This is a genomic window from Streptomyces sp. STR69 (assembly GCF_024519455.1).
In the GTDB taxonomy this organism is placed as follows: domain Bacteria; phylum Actinomycetota; class Actinomycetes; order Streptomycetales; family Streptomycetaceae; genus Streptomyces.
The window spans coordinates 274,201-287,679 of the sequence record NZ_JALJRY010000005.1; the positions used below are offsets into that span (position 1 = coordinate 274,201).

Genomic DNA, 13,479 nt, shown 5'->3' on the forward strand with positions numbered 1-13,479 from the left:
TCCTGCACCAGGCCGGACTTGAGGGGAGCGCCCCATGCGCGCAGCCGTACTGCACGAGATAGGCCAGGACAAACTGGAAGTCCTCGACGACGTCGAGACGACGGGCTTCGGGCCCGGCCGGGTCAGGATCCGGGTGCGCGCCACGGGGCTGTGCCACTCGGACCTGTCCGCGATGGCCGGTGTACTGCCACAGCCCGCGCCCTTCGTCCCGGGGCACGAGGGCGCGGGCGAGATCCTCGAAGTCGGCGAGGGCGTCGGCCACTTGAAGCCCGGTGACCGGGTCGTCGTCTGCTGGCTGCCGGCCTGCGGTGTGTGCGCTGCCTGCAAGCGCGGCCAGACCCAGCTGTGTCTGGCCGGGTTCATGAACGCGGGCACCCCCAACTTCAGGCGCCCCGGCGGCGATGTGTTCGGCTTCGCGGGCACCGGCACCTTCGCCGAGGAGGTCGTCGTCGACGCGGGCTGCGCGGTGCCGATCCCCGACGACGTGCCCTTCGACATCGCCGCCCTCATCGGCTGCGGTGTCACCACCGGACTCGGCGCCGCCCTCAACACCGCCGATGTGGAGGCCGGTTCGTCGGTCGCCGTGATCGGCTGCGGCGGTGTCGGCATCTCGGCGATCCAGGGCGCCCGCCTCAAGGGCGCCGCCGAGATCGTCGCCGTCGACCCGGTCGCCTCGCGCCGCGAGTCCGCGCTCAAGTTCGGCGCCACCAGGGCGGTTTCACCGGACGAGCTGCCCGCCGCCAAGCAGGAGGTCACCGCCGGCGAGGGCTTCGACTACGTCTTCGAGGTCGTCGGCCGCTCCGCCACCGCCCGCACCGCCTACGAGAACACCCGCCGCGGCGGCACCCTCGTCGTGGTCGGCGCGGGCGCGCTGGACGACTATCTCCAACTCAGCATGTTCGAGCTGTTCTTCGACGAGAAGCGCATCCTGCCCTCGATGTACGGGGGCGGGGACGTGCTGCGTTCCTACGAGCGCACGATCGCCCTGTGGCGGGCGGGCCGCGTCGACCTGGAGGGTCTGATCACCCACCGGGTGCCGCTGAGCGACATCAACGAGGCTCTGGACCAGATGCGTTCGGGGACGGCCCTGCGTACCTGCATCGAGATCTGAGGCGCCTCTTCCACTGAAAGGACCTTGATGTCACAGCCACTTGAGGGCCTCGTCGCGATCGTCACCGGTGCCGGACGCGGGCTCGGCCGGGCCGAGGCGCTCGAACTCGCCCGGCTCGGCGCGGCCGTGGTCGTCAACGACTACGGACAGCCGGGCCGGGACGGCTCCGGCGAGGCCTCCGCGGGCCCCGCCGAACGGGTCGCCGCCGAGATCCGCGCGGCGGGCGGCCGGGCCGTCGCCCACACCGGGGATGTCGCCGACACCCAACAGGCGAGCGAGCTGGTCGAGTTGGCGATCGACGAGCTCGGCGGGCTCGACATCCTCGTCAACAACGCGGGCATCCTCCGTGACCGCATGGTCTTCTCCATGACGGAGGGCGAGTGGGACTCGGTGATCCGGGTCCACCTCAAGGGCCACTTCAACACGACCCACTTCGCGTCCGCGCACTGGCGCCGGCGGGCCAAGGAGACGGGCGCGCCGGTGTACGGGCGGATCGTGAACACCTCGTCCGAGGCCTTCCTCGCCGGTTCCGCGGGACAGCCCAACTACGCGGCGGCGAAAGGCGGAATCGTCGGCCTGACCACCTCCACGGCCCTCGCGCTGGCCAAGTACGGCGTCACCGCGAACGCCATCTGCCCGCGCGCCCGCACCCGGATGACGGAGGACGTCTTCGCCGGTTTCCAGGAGCCCGACGACGGCCTCGACCCACTCGCCCCCGAGCATGTCGCCCCGCTCGTCGGCTACTTGGCCTCACCCGCCGCCGCACGGATCAACGGACAGCTGCTCGTCGTCCACGGCGGCATGGTCGCGATCGTCGAACGCCCGCACGTACAGGCCAAGTTCGACAGCAAACAGGACACCTTCACATACGACGAACTGGACGCCGTACTCACTCCGCACTACGCCCGGCGGCCGGCGGGGGAGACGTTCGCGGCGGCCGAGGTGCTCGGGCTCAAGCGGGGGCCGGGCACCGCATGAGAAACGGCCCCGCCCGTCCGGAGACGAGCGGGGCCGTGTCGCGTCAAGTGACGCAAGCCGTCTGACGTACCGTCAGACGTTCGCGTAGTCGGACTGCTCGGACGGCTTGCGGTGACGGCCGTGGGCGGCCGAATCGCCGTCCTGCGCCGAGACCGGGCCCCGGTGCTTGCCGTGGCCGGAGGTGTCCTGGGAGTCGGCGGACATCGTCTGTGCGGTGCTCGTGTCGTTCATCGGAAACTTCACCCCGTAGTAACAAGATCCTTCATACAGCTCGGCGATCTTATCCAGCCGTTCCGGGGCCGACGCGAGGCGGACCGCCGTCCGGAACGACTTCGTTACCGAGCCGCACCACTTTGTTACCCGACCGCCACCCGGCCTTTGAGCGGCGCCTCCCGCAACGGCACCGGACGCGGTGCGACCGGCACCGGGGGATCCGGTTCGGACGGTTGCGACGGCTCGGGCGCGGCCTCCCCAGGCGCACCCACCGTCCCCTCCCGAACCGGATCCCCCGGGCGTGCATCCCCCGTACCCCCCATTTCCCCCGCTACCCCCGCCCCCCTGGGCACCGCCAACCGCAGCACACCGCACGGCTCGTCCCGTGTGGCGTACGGCAGTTGCAGCACCCCGTCCTCGCTCCACAGCCCAGCGCCCGCCAACCACCCCTCGGGCGCCGGGAGTTGGAGCAGCTGCCGGTCCGCGGGCCGCCATACGGCGAACCAGGTGCCGGCCGGGCCGTCGATGCGCAGCGCCACCCCGCAGTTCTCCGGCATCAGCACCTGCCCCGGCTGGATCGCGAACGGCGTCACCGTGCAGTCCGGCACCCGCAGGCACTCCGGGAAGCGCACCGGCAGCGTGGAGCCGATCACCCCCCAGCCCAGCCGCTCCTCCCGTCCGGGCGACGGCGCGTCCGAGCGGATGAGGAGCAGCCCGCTGTCGGGATCGGCGGCGAGCAGCCGGTCGTCGCTGTCCGCGGCGATCTGCAGCAGCGGCGACACCTCCCCGTCCCGCTCCAGGTCGACCACGATCGCCTTGGTCCGCCCGCCGACCTCCCGGTCCAGCGCCAGCATCCGCCCCGCCCGGTCCAGCCACACCCCGCCCGAACAGCGCCCCGGGACCATCGCGAGATGCTCAGGACCGAACGCCCCGCCCGCCACCAGCCACACGGCGGTGGAGCGCCGGCCCACGGCGAGGGCGTACGCCTTCTCGCCGCCCGGCGCCGGCGGCAGCAGCCGCAGCCGGGTGTCCGGGTCCGGGCACTCGATCGCGCCGAGCGGCAGCTCACCGGTGCCCGGGCCGGTCGGGTAGAGCAGCGAGAACGTGTGCCGCCCGTCGACCAGCCGCCGGATGAGCACCCGCCCGTCGCCCATCGGCTGCACCTCGCTGCCGGGCTCCTCCGGCTGGTTGCCGGGCAGCGGCACCGCGTACGGCTCCGGGCCGTCCAGGGTCCACCGCTCCGGGAACAGGCAGTCGCCGGCCGGCGCGAGGCGGGCCGCGTACGCCCCGTCCGCGCTGATCGCGCACGCGGTGCCCGCGACACCATCGGTCCGCGGGTCCCCGCACTCGTCCCCGTCCTCGTCCGCCGCCGTGGGCTCGATCGCACAGGCCGTCATGGTTCGGTCACCTCCAGCCACGAAACTAGTTTTCGTACGTACGGACGTGGGACCGATGAGCAGCCTCATCACACATAAGGGTGGCCAAGTAACGATTCGCCTGAGGAATCCGGGGCGCGTGTGCTGAACGGGGCCGTAGCCCGTCTACGGCCGCTTCAGCGGTTCAGCCCCGCAGTGCGGCCAGGTAGCCTTTGCCCGTGCCCCGTCAGCCCGTATCCCGTCAGTCCGCACCCCGCCTGTCCGAAGTCGTCGCCGCGCTGGAGAACCTGTGGCCCGCCGAACGGGCCGAGTCCTGGGACGCGGTCGGCACCGTCGTGGGCGACCCGGAACAGGACGTCACGCGCGTGCTGTTCGCCGTGGACCCGGTCCAGGAGATCGTCGACGAGGCCGTGAAACTGGGCGCCGACCTCCTGGTCACCCACCACCCCCTCTACCTTCGCGGTACGACCACGGTCGCGGCCTCCACCTTCAAGGGCCGCGTGGTGCACACCCTGATCAAGCACGACATCGCGCTGCACGTCGCCCACACCAACGCCGACCGCGCCGACCCGGGAGTCTCCGACGCCCTCGCGGGCGCGCTCGACCTCCGTGTCGTACGACCCCTCGTACCGGACCGCACCGACCCGGACGGCCGCCGGGGCCTGGGCCGCGTCTGTGAGCTGGACCACCCCCTGACCGTCCGCGAACTCGCCGCCCGTGCCGCCGAACGGCTGCCCGCCACCGCGCAGGGCATCCGCGTGGCCGGGGACCCCGACGCCCTGGTCCGCACGGTCGCCGTCAGCGGCGGCTCCGGCGACAGCCTCTTCGACGACGTACGCGCGGCCGGCGTGGACGCCTTCCTGACCGCGGACCTCCGCCACCACCCGGCGGCAGAATTCATTGCGGATCGCGCCCACCGTCCTCTCGCGCTGCTCGACGCGGCGCACTGGGCCACCGAGTGGCCCTGGTGCGAGCTGGCCGCCGCCCAGCTCGACGAGATCTCCGACCGCGAGGGATGGGGCCTCAGGGTCCACGTCTCCAAGACGGTCACCGACCCCTGGACCGCCCACGCGGCGTCCGCCGCCACACCTGACTCACTGGGAGCCCCCAACTGAACGCCGCGCCCGCCGACCAGATCCGACTTCTCGACGTCCAGGCCCTCGACGTACGCCTCTCGCAGCTCGCGCACAAGCGCAACTCCCTGCCCGAGCACGCCGAGATCGACGCGCTGACCAAGGACCTCACCCAGCTGCGCGACCTGCTCGTGGCCGTGCAGACCGAGGAGAGCGACTGCGCCCGCGAGCAGACCAAGGCCGAGCAGGACGTCGACCAGGTCCGCCAGCGCGCCACGCGCGACCAGCAGCGCCTCGACTCCGGTGCCGTCACCTCTCCCAAGGACCTGGAGAACCTCCAGCGCGAGATCGTCTCCCTCGCCAAGCGCCAGGGCGACCTGGAGGACATCGTCCTCGAAGTCATGGAGCGCCGTGAGTCCGCACAGGAGCGCACCGCCGAACTGACCGAGCGGGTCGGTGCCGTGCAGGGCAAGATCGACGACGCGACCGCCCGCCGCGACGCCGCCACCGAGACCCTCGACGCCGACGAGGCCAAGGCCGAGAAGGAGCGCGAGGTCATCGCGGCCACCATCCCCGCGGACCTCCTCAAGCTCTACGACAAGCTGCGCCAGCAGCAGGGCGGCATCGGCGCGGCCAAGCTGTACCAGCGCACCTGCCAGGGCTGCCGCCAGGAGCTCGCCATCACCGACTTCAACGAGGTCCGCGCGGCGGCTCCCGACACGGTGGTCCGCTGCGAGAACTGCCGCCGCATCCTGGTGCGCACGTCCGAGTCGGGTCTGTAAGTCTTCCAAGGAGCGTTCGCGGTGCGGGAGTTCATCGTCGAGGCCGACGGCGGTTCCCGGGGCAACCCGGGACCGGCGGGCTACGGCAGCGTGGTCATCGACGCGACGACGGGGGAGACCCTGGTGGAGGCGGCCGAGTACATCGGCGTCGCCACGAACAACGTCGCCGAGTACCGCGGCCTGATCGCGGGCCTCCGCGCCGCCCACACCCTGGACCCGTCCGCCCACATCCACGTCCGCATGGACTCCAAGCTGGTCGTGGAACAGATGTCGGGCCGCTGGAAGATCAAACACCCCGACATGAAGCCCTTGGCGGCGGAGGCGGGTTCGGTGTTCCCGGTCGGGCAGGTGACGTACGAGTGGATCCCGAGGGAGAAGAACAAACACGCGGACAGGCTGGCGAATGAGGCCATGGACGGGGCGCAGCCCATCCAGGGGCGCGGGGCTGTCACATCTGCGGCTCCGCCGCGCGGGCGCGACCAGCCCCCACTCACCCGCACTATGACGACAACCGACGAGACTGACGTCCGAGCCGCCCGCAACGTGGCCGCCCCCAGTGCGGGTTGGGCCCCCGCGGACCTGGGCGCCCCCGCCACCTTCGTGCTCCTCCGCCACGGCGAAACCCCCCTCACCCCCCAGAAGCGCTTCTCCGGCAGCGGCGGTACCAACCCCTCCCTCTCACCCGTGGGCCAGGACCAAGCCGCCCGCGCGGCAACCGAGTTGGCGGCCCGCGGCACCATCCAGCACATCATCGCGTCCCCCCTCACCCGCACCCGCGAGACCGCAGCGGCCGTGGCGGAACGCCTCGGTCTGGACGTGACGATCGAAGAGGGCCTGCGCGAAACGGACTTCGGCGCCTGGGAGGGACTCACCTTCGGCGAGGTCCGCGAGCGCTACCCGGATGACATGACCGCCTGGCTGGCCGACCCCACGGTCCGGCCCACCGGCGGCGGCGAGAGTTTCGCGGCCACGGCGACCCGTATCGCCGCCACCCGCGACAAGCTGATCGCGGCCTACGCGGGCCGCACGGTCCTGCTCGTCACGCACGTCACCCCGATCAAGACATTCGTCCAACTCGCCCTGGGCGCCCCGCCGGAGTCCCTGTTCCGCATGGAACTCTCGGCCGCCTCCCTCTCCGCGGTGGCGTACTACGCGGACGGCAACGCGAGCGTACGGCTGTTCAACGACACGTCCCACCTGCGCTGAGCGCCGCCGCCTCGCGGGCCAGCGCCTCGATCCGCCGCCAGTCCCGCGCGGCCACCGCGTCCGCCGGGATCATCCAACTCCCGCCCACACAGCCGACGTTGGGCAACGCCAGGTAGTCCGGCGCGGAGTTGACCCCTATCCCGCCGGTGGGACAGAACCGCGCCTGCGGCAACGGCCCGGCCAGCGCCCGGAGATACGCCGTACCGCCCGCCGCCCGAGCCGGGAAGAACTTCATCTCCCGCACCCCGCGTTCCAGCAGCGCCACGACTTCCGACGTGGTCGACACCCCCGGCAGGAACGGCACCCCGGACCCCTGCATCGCCTCCAGCAGCAGATCCGTCCACCCCGGGCTCACAAGAAACCGCGCCCCCGCCGCCACGCACTCCTTCACCTGCCCCGGAGTCAGCACGGTCCCCGCCCCGACCACGGCCCCCGGCACCTCACCCGCGATCGCCCGCAACGCCTCCAGCGCGGCCGGCGTCCGCAACGTCACCTCGATCGCCGGCAGCCCTCCGGCGACCAGCGCCCGCGCGAGCGGTACGGCGTCGGCGGCGTCCTCGATCACGACGACGGGCAGCACGGGAGCGAGATCGAGCAGGGAGGAGGAAGGCAGCGGCGAGGAAGACATGGCCTCATCCTGCCGAGCCGATGCAGTACACGCAAAGCTCATTGCGCATACTGCAACGCAGGCTCGGCGGGCACTCAGTGAATCTCGTCCACCAGCACATCCAGCGACCAGGCCCGCCCCGCCTGCCCGGGCGCCGCCGCCTCCACCTCGTACCCCAGCCCCCGCAACGCGTCGACCAGTTCGGCGGGTGTCCCGGGCGCAGCCGAGGCGCTCAACAGGCTGCGCACGATCCGCCCCTTCGTCGCCTTGTTGAAGTGGCTGACGACCTTCCGGGTCGGCGCGTGCAGCACCCGTACGGTCGCCGTCCGCCCCGCGATCTCGCCCTTCGGCTTCCACGCCGCCGCGTACGCCGAGGACCGCAGATCGAGCACGAGTCCGTTCCCGGCGGCCTCGGGCAGCGCGGCCGCCATCGGTGCCCGCCAGTGCGCGCCCAGCGCCCCGAGCCCGGGCAGCCGTACCCCCATCGAGCAGCGGTACGACGGGATCCGGTCCGTCACCCGCACCGCGCCCCACAGCCCGGAGAACACCAGCAGCGAGCGTGCGGCGCGCTTCTTCGCGGCCGGTTCGAGGGAGGCCAGGTCGAGGGCGTCGTAGAGGACACCCGTGTAGATCTCCCCGGCGGGTCGCGCGCCGGCGGTCCGCAGGTCGACGTTCTTCGCGATCTCGCCGCGCAGGCCCTCGCTCAGTCCGAGCACCTCGCGTGCCTTGTCCTCGTCGGCCGCGCACAGGTCGACGAGTTCGTCGAGTACGGCCGCGCGGGCGTCGGCGAGTCCCGGCAGCGACAGCGATTCCGGCTTGAGCGGGGCACCGCGGCCGGAGGAGGCCTTGCCTTCGGAGGGCGGCAGCAGGACGAGCACGGTGGGTTTCTCCTTACGGTGGGTGCTGCGCCAGCGTAAAGGGTGCGGCCGGGCGGATTGTGCCTACGCTCGTGTCATGCCCCGCCGCCGCATCCGGGTGACCGGCACCCCCGAAGCCCCGCTCCGCGCCGCCCTCACCGCGCTCCGCACCGAACTCGGCGTACCCGAGAGCTTCCCGCCGGAGGTCGTGGCCGAGGCGGAACGGGCGGCGAAGGCCCCCGCACCGGCCGACCGCGAGGACGCGACCGCCATCCCCTTCTTCACCGTCGACCCGCCCACGTCGATGGACCTCGACCAGGCGATGCACCTGTCCCGCCGGGCGGGCGGCGGTTTCCGCGTCCGGTACGCCATCGCCGACGTCGCCGCCTTCGTCGTACCCGGCGGAGCGCTCGACGCGGAGGCCCACCGCCGCGTCACCACCCTCTACTTCCCCGACGAGAAGACCCCGCTGCACCCGCCCCTGCTCAGCGAGGGCGCCGCGAGTCTGCTGCCGGACGTGACCCGGCCGGCGGTGCTGTGGACGATCGACCTGGACGCGGACGGCCGTACGGGCGCCGTCGACGTCCGCCGGGCCCTCGTCCGCAGCCGGGCCAAGCTCGACTACGCGACCGTGCAGCGACGGATCGACGCGGGCACCGCCGAGGAACCGGTCGCGCTGCTCAAGGACATCGGCGAGGCGCGCGAACGCCTGGAGGTGGAGCGCGGCGGCATCTCCCTCAACGTGCCCGAACAGGAGATTTTCGAGCGCGACCACACCTACGAACTCGCCTACCGCGCCCCGCTCCCCGCCGACGGCTGGAACGCCCAGATCTCCCTCCTCACCGGCATGGCCGCCGCCGACCTGATGCTCGCGCACGGCACGGGCGTCCTGCGTACCCTGCCCGCCGCCCCTGACGGCGCCGTCGGCCGCCTCCACCGCACCGCGCACGCCCTGCGCATCGACTGGCCGCACCACATGTCGTACGCCGCACTCATCCGCTCCCTCGACCCGCACCTCCCGCACCACGCGGCCTTCCTCCAGGAGTGCACGACCCTGCTGCGCGGCGCGGGCTACACGGTCTTCAGGAACGGCGACCTCCCCGCCATCACCACCCATGCGGCGGTGGCCGCCCCCTACACCCACTGCACGGCTCCGCTACGACGGCTGGTCGACCGCTACGCCGCCGAGATCTGCCTCTCGCCCGCGTCCCCGCCCGCCTGGGTCCTGGCCGGCCTCGACGCTCTGCCCAAGGAGATGGCGGACGGCAGCCGGCTCGCCGGAACCGTCGAGCGCGAGTGCGTCGACATCGTCGAGGCCGCGCTGTTGAAGGACCGTGTCGGCGACCTCTTCGACGGTTGCGTCGTCGATGTGGAGGAGCGTCAACCCACCGTAGGGAAGGTGCAGTTGGACGCTCCGGCCGTCGTCGCCCGCCTGGAGGGCGGTGCGACTCCGCTGCCGCTGGGGGAGCGGTTGCGGGTCCGGCTCACGCAGGCGGACCCGGGGACGTCGAAGGTACGGTTCGCGCCTGCTTGATCGCCGCTACGAGGGTGTCGGCGTCGTCGGCGTGGAAGCGGACGGTGCCGACCTCCTGTCGGCGGCCGAGGAAGGTGAAGTGGATTACGGGCTCGGTGAGTTGGAGAGTGACGGTGGTGCGGAAGCCGACCGGGAGATCGAGTTCGCCGGCGCCCCGGCGGCGGGCCGTGCGCAACTCGCCCTCGGCCGAGGCGACATGATCCAGCGGGACGACCAGGTCGGCGCGGGCCGTCCGGCGCAGCCGCAGCGAGCCCGGCTCCGCGTCCGTGTCCAGCAGGTGCGGTCGGGCCGCGGAGGACGCGTGCAGGGCGCCGACGGCCCCGACCGCGCAGAGCCCCAGAACCGGCACCAGTTGCTGGAGCACCGGCCAGTTCCGCAGCAGCACCGACATGGTGAGCATCTCCAGCACGCACGCCAGCGCCGACCCGGCCAGCAGGGACCGGCGCCCCCGCGCATACCCGAACAACCGCCCGCCGCCTGCCCAGTTGGTCCTCATGAACTCCAGTGCAGATGCTGACGTCGCGGCAGGGTCAAGCACCAACCGGCGCGCCGAGCCACAGCCGCAGCGCGTCCGAGGGATCGTCCTCTGTGCCGTCCGTGTCCGCCGCCCAGGCCGTGAACCCGTCCGGCCGCACCAGCAGGGCGGCGAGTTCCGGCCGCCCGGGACAGGAGGCGGTGAGGACGTCCACCACACCCTCGTAGCCGTCCGCGCGGGCCCGGAGTTTCGGGTCGTCGGCGAGGTCGAGGAGGAGGGCCCGGCCGTTGTGGAGGTGGTCGGCGAGGCGGGTGCCGTCGGCGAGTTCGAGGTCGGGGGCGCTGCGGCCGGTCAGCGGGTGGTCGCCGGGGAGGTCGTAGCGCTGCCAGACGCCGGAGATCCGCTTGACGAGATACGTGGTCCCGTCGACCGTCCCCGCGAGGTCGGTGACCACCTCGCGCAGGGCCCGGGAGTGCGGCTCGGGGCGCATCACCGCGATCTGGGCGCGGGTCCAGTCGAGCACCCAGGCGCCGATCGGATGCCGTTCCGCGGTGTAGGTGTCGAGCAGGTCGACCGGTGCACGGCCGCTCACCACCAGGGCGAGCTTCCAACCGAGGTTCATCGCGTCCCCGACACCGAGGTTGAGGCCCTGCCCGCCGAACGGCGAGTGGACGTGCGCCGCGTCGCCCGCGAGCAGCACCCGGCCCGCGCGATAGGTGTCCGCCTGACGGCAGTTGTCGGTGAACCGGGTCGAGGAGTGGACCTTGTGCACGGTGACGTCGACGCCGGTCACCCGGCGCACACTCGCCTGCAACTCCTCGGCGGTGACGGGGGATTGGCGGGCGGCGGGCGGTCCGTCGAACTCGACGGCGAGGATCCGTCCCGGCAACGGGCCGAAGGCGTACGTCCCCACGTCGGTGGTGTTCCAGCCGCCGCGCAGCGGCTCGGTGCCGGTCATGTCGGCGATGGCCTGGTAGCCGGTGATCTCCGGTGCGGTGCCCGGGAATTCGATCCCGCTGAGCTTGCGCACGAGACTGCGGCCACCGTCGCAGCCGACCAGCCAGCCGGCCCGTACGGCGTACGGCGCGGAACCGTCAGTGGGAGCGAGGCGGACCGTCACCCCGTCCTCGTCGGTGTCGAAGCCGGTCAACTCGACCTGCCTGCGCACCTCGACGCCGAGTTCGTTGGCGTGCCGGCCGAGCAGCCGCTCCAACGGGGCCTGCGGGACGAGTCCGACGCGGTCGACCGGGCCGAGGCCGGCGAAGGCCGGGTCCGACTCGTCGAGCAGATCGGCCCGCAGCATGATCCCGGAGAAGTGCCCGGCGAACTTCGGCGGCGGAACGGGGTTGTTGTCGCCCCCGCCGTGCGTCCGCGTGAACTCCTTGAAGCGGTTCATCGCCTCCTCGTGTATCCGGGTCAGATCGGGGAGGAGTCCGCGCCGGTAAAGGGCCACGGTGGTCGTGGAGTTGAGGCCGCCGGCCTTGATCGTCTCGTCCACCTCGGCCAGCCGCTCGACGACCAGCACGCGGGCTCCGCCGAGGGTCAGCTCGGCGGCGAGCAGCAGGCCCACGGGGCCGGCTCCGGCGACGACGACGTCGTAGTTCGTTTCGGTGTTCTGAGTGTTCTCGGTGTCCATGGCTATGAGTGTAGTCACTAAAAAATTATGTTCGCTACACTGTTCTCATGAGCGATGGTGAGCTCTCGCTTAGAGAGCGCAAGAAGCGGGCGACTCGGCAGCGGATCTCGAACGTCGCCACTGGCCTGTTCAAGGAGCGGGGCTTCGACGGGGTGTCGGTGGCGGAGGTCGCGCGCGCCGCAGAGGTGTCGACGATGACCGTCTTCAACTACTTCCCGCGCAAGGAGGACCTCTTCCTCGACCGCATCCCCGAGGCGGTCGAGGTGCTCAGCGGGGCGGTACGCCACCGTGCCCCGGGCGAGACCCCGCTCGCCGCGCTGCGCCGCCTCTCGCTCGAACTCCGCGACCAGCACCACCCGTTGGCGGGACCCAACGACAACTTCCCGGACTTCTGGCAGGTCGTGATCGACTCGCCGGCCCTGCGCGCCCGGGCCCGCGAAGGCCTGGAGGAGATCGAGAACGCCCTGTCCGACGCCCTCGCCGAGACCGCCCCGGACACCCCCGACCCGGCCCTGGCCGCAGCCCTGATCGTCGCCGCGTACCGATCGGTGTACGTCACCACCGCGCGCCGCCTGCTCGCGGGCGAACGCGGGGAAGCGACGGCCGAGGACCACCGCGCCCGGATGAACGCGGCCTTCGACATCCTGGAGCGGGCGCTCACCCCGGCATGACACGAGCCCCCGGAGCGTTGCACCCTGTGGAGGAAAGGGGGTGCGGCCGGTGAGCGCACGTGAACAGGCCCTGTGGACGAGGGCGAGGCTGGGCCACTGCGGCCCGCCGCTCGACCTCCTGACCGCCCGCTTCGACCGGCACGTCTACGCCCCGCACGCCCACGAGGAGTTCACGATCGGCGTCTGCGTCGGCGGCTCGGAACTCATCGACTACCGCGGCGGCCACGTCCGCGCGACCCCGGGCTCCATCGTCGTACTGGCCCCCGGCGAAATGCACACCGGCGGCCCCGGCAACACCACCGACGGCTACGCCTACCGCGCCCTCTACGCCGACCCGGCACTGCTGACCGACGGCACCCTCGGCGGCCTCCCGCACTTCCGCGAACCGCTCCTCGACGACACCGAACTCGCCCAGGCCCTCCGCCTCGCCCACACCGAACTCAGCCGCTGCCCCGACCCTCCCCCAGTGCCTTAAGGGCCTGGGAGGTGCCCCCAGAGGCCGAGTCCCGCCTCCCGTGGCTGCTCACGGCCCTGGCCCGCCGGCATTCGACGTCCCGTCCGGCACCGGATCTCCTCGTCGGCGCGGCCTGGGTGGCGCACGCGGTGAGGGACCGCTTGGCGGACGAACTGCTGACCCCACCGTCGCTCGCATCCCTGGCGGCGGACTTCGACCTGTCCCGCTACCAACTCCTCCGCGCCTTCCGTACGACGATGGGCATACCGTCGTACGCCTGGCTCGCCCAGTACCGGGTCACCCGGGCGCGCGGCCTGCTGGAGGCGGGCGGTCGGCCCGCCGAGGTCGCGGCCCAGGTGGGCTTCGCCGACCAGGCGCATCTGACCCGCTGGTTCCGGCGGGTGCTCGGGGTGACCCCGGCGGCGTACCGCAACAGCGTTCAAGACGTCCGATGAGGTGGCGGCGCATCCTCGCCGTATGACTGCACGCGGCTGGTTCCTGTTCTC

At 72.2% G+C, this 13,479-nt stretch carries 13 protein-coding genes and 1 pseudogene; 8 read left to right on the forward strand and 6 right to left on the reverse strand.

All coding sequences use genetic code 11. The annotated features are described in order from the left end of the window. Positions 1-34 precede the first annotated feature (34 nt). Positions 35-1,111 (forward strand): Zn-dependent alcohol dehydrogenase, encoded by a 1,077-nt coding sequence (locus tag OC490_RS11760; RefSeq protein WP_262057822.1) that lies wholly within the window; start codon positions 35-37, stop codon positions 1,109-1,111. 27 nt (positions 1,112-1,138) lie between these two features. Beyond that, positions 1,139-2,089 carry a 3-oxoacyl-ACP reductase gene (locus OC490_RS11765; RefSeq protein WP_262057823.1) on the forward strand — a complete coding sequence of 317 codons (951 nt, stop codon included), beginning with the start codon at positions 1,139-1,141 and terminating at the stop codon, positions 2,087-2,089. 72 nt (positions 2,090-2,161) lie between these two features. Here OC490_RS11765 and OC490_RS11770 read toward each other — a convergent pair whose 3' ends face one another. Together OC490_RS11770 and OC490_RS11775 are read right to left on the reverse strand one after the other, a co-directional pair. Further along, complete coding sequence (locus tag OC490_RS11770; RefSeq protein ID WP_262057824.1) at positions 2,162-2,320, reverse strand: hypothetical protein; 159 nt, start codon at positions 2,318-2,320, stop codon at positions 2,162-2,164. 125 nt (positions 2,321-2,445) lie between these two features. Next, entirely contained in the window at positions 2,446-3,699 is a 1,254-nt protein-coding gene (locus tag OC490_RS11775) for a hypothetical protein (protein WP_262057825.1), read from the reverse strand. Between the two features lie 197 nt (positions 3,700-3,896). Here OC490_RS11775 and OC490_RS11780 point away from each other — a divergent pair, with 197 nt between their 5' ends. From OC490_RS11780 to OC490_RS11790, 3 genes are read left to right on the forward strand one after another with little or no spacing between them, the layout of a single operon-like run. Continuing rightward, complete coding sequence (locus OC490_RS11780; protein ID WP_262057826.1) at positions 3,897-4,793, forward strand: Nif3-like dinuclear metal center hexameric protein; 897 nt, start codon at positions 3,897-3,899, stop codon at positions 4,791-4,793. Beyond that, positions 4,790-5,533: a zinc ribbon domain-containing protein gene (locus OC490_RS11785; protein ID WP_315986672.1), complete on the forward strand. Its 744-nt coding sequence runs from the start codon at positions 4,790-4,792 to the stop codon at positions 5,531-5,533. The genes OC490_RS11780 and OC490_RS11785 overlap by 4 nt, the downstream gene beginning before the upstream one ends. A gap of 21 nt (positions 5,534-5,554) precedes the next feature. Continuing rightward, positions 5,555-6,739 (forward strand): bifunctional RNase H/acid phosphatase, encoded by a 1,185-nt coding sequence (locus tag OC490_RS11790; protein ID WP_262057828.1) that lies wholly within the window; start codon positions 5,555-5,557, stop codon positions 6,737-6,739. On the opposite strand, the gene eda is transcribed toward OC490_RS11790, so the two are convergent. Together eda and yaaA are read right to left on the reverse strand one after the other, a co-directional pair. After that, complete coding sequence (gene eda / locus OC490_RS11795; protein ID WP_262057829.1) at positions 6,714-7,367, reverse strand: bifunctional 4-hydroxy-2-oxoglutarate aldolase/2-dehydro-3-deoxy-phosphogluconate aldolase; 654 nt, start codon at positions 7,365-7,367, stop codon at positions 6,714-6,716. The two genes, OC490_RS11790 and eda, sit on opposite strands and share 26 nt — an antisense overlap. A 74-nt stretch (positions 7,368-7,441) precedes the next feature. Next, on the reverse strand, positions 7,442-8,224 hold the full coding sequence (yaaA, locus tag OC490_RS11800; RefSeq protein WP_262057830.1) for a peroxide stress protein YaaA: 783 nt from the start codon (positions 8,222-8,224) through the stop codon (positions 7,442-7,444). 76 nt (positions 8,225-8,300) lie between these two features. Between yaaA and OC490_RS11805 the strand changes: the two genes are divergently transcribed. Beyond that, the gene (locus OC490_RS11805) at positions 8,301-9,737 is read left to right on the forward strand and encodes an RNB domain-containing ribonuclease (RefSeq protein WP_262057831.1); all 1,437 of its coding nucleotides are present in this window, start codon (positions 8,301-8,303) and stop codon (positions 9,735-9,737) included. Here OC490_RS11805 and OC490_RS11810 read toward each other — a convergent pair. Both OC490_RS11810 and OC490_RS11815 read right to left on the reverse strand, forming a co-directional pair. Continuing rightward, entirely contained in the window at positions 9,688-10,233 is a 546-nt protein-coding gene (locus tag OC490_RS11810; protein ID WP_262057832.1) for a hypothetical protein, read from the reverse strand. The genes OC490_RS11805 and OC490_RS11810 overlap by 50 nt on opposite strands. A 34-nt stretch (positions 10,234-10,267) precedes the next feature. After that, complete coding sequence (locus tag OC490_RS11815) at positions 10,268-11,848, reverse strand: FAD-dependent monooxygenase (RefSeq protein WP_262057833.1); 1,581 nt, start codon at positions 11,846-11,848, stop codon at positions 10,268-10,270. 47 nt (positions 11,849-11,895) lie between these two features. Between OC490_RS11815 and OC490_RS11820 the strand changes: the two genes are divergently transcribed. Together OC490_RS11820 and OC490_RS11825 are read left to right on the forward strand one after the other, a co-directional pair. Beyond that, entirely contained in the window at positions 11,896-12,519 is a 624-nt protein-coding gene (locus OC490_RS11820; protein WP_262057834.1) for a TetR/AcrR family transcriptional regulator, read from the forward strand. Positions 12,520-12,568: 49 nt separating this feature from the next. After that, a pseudogene (locus OC490_RS11825) lies at positions 12,569-13,428 on the forward strand (AraC family transcriptional regulator). Positions 13,429-13,479: the final 51 nt, after the last annotated feature.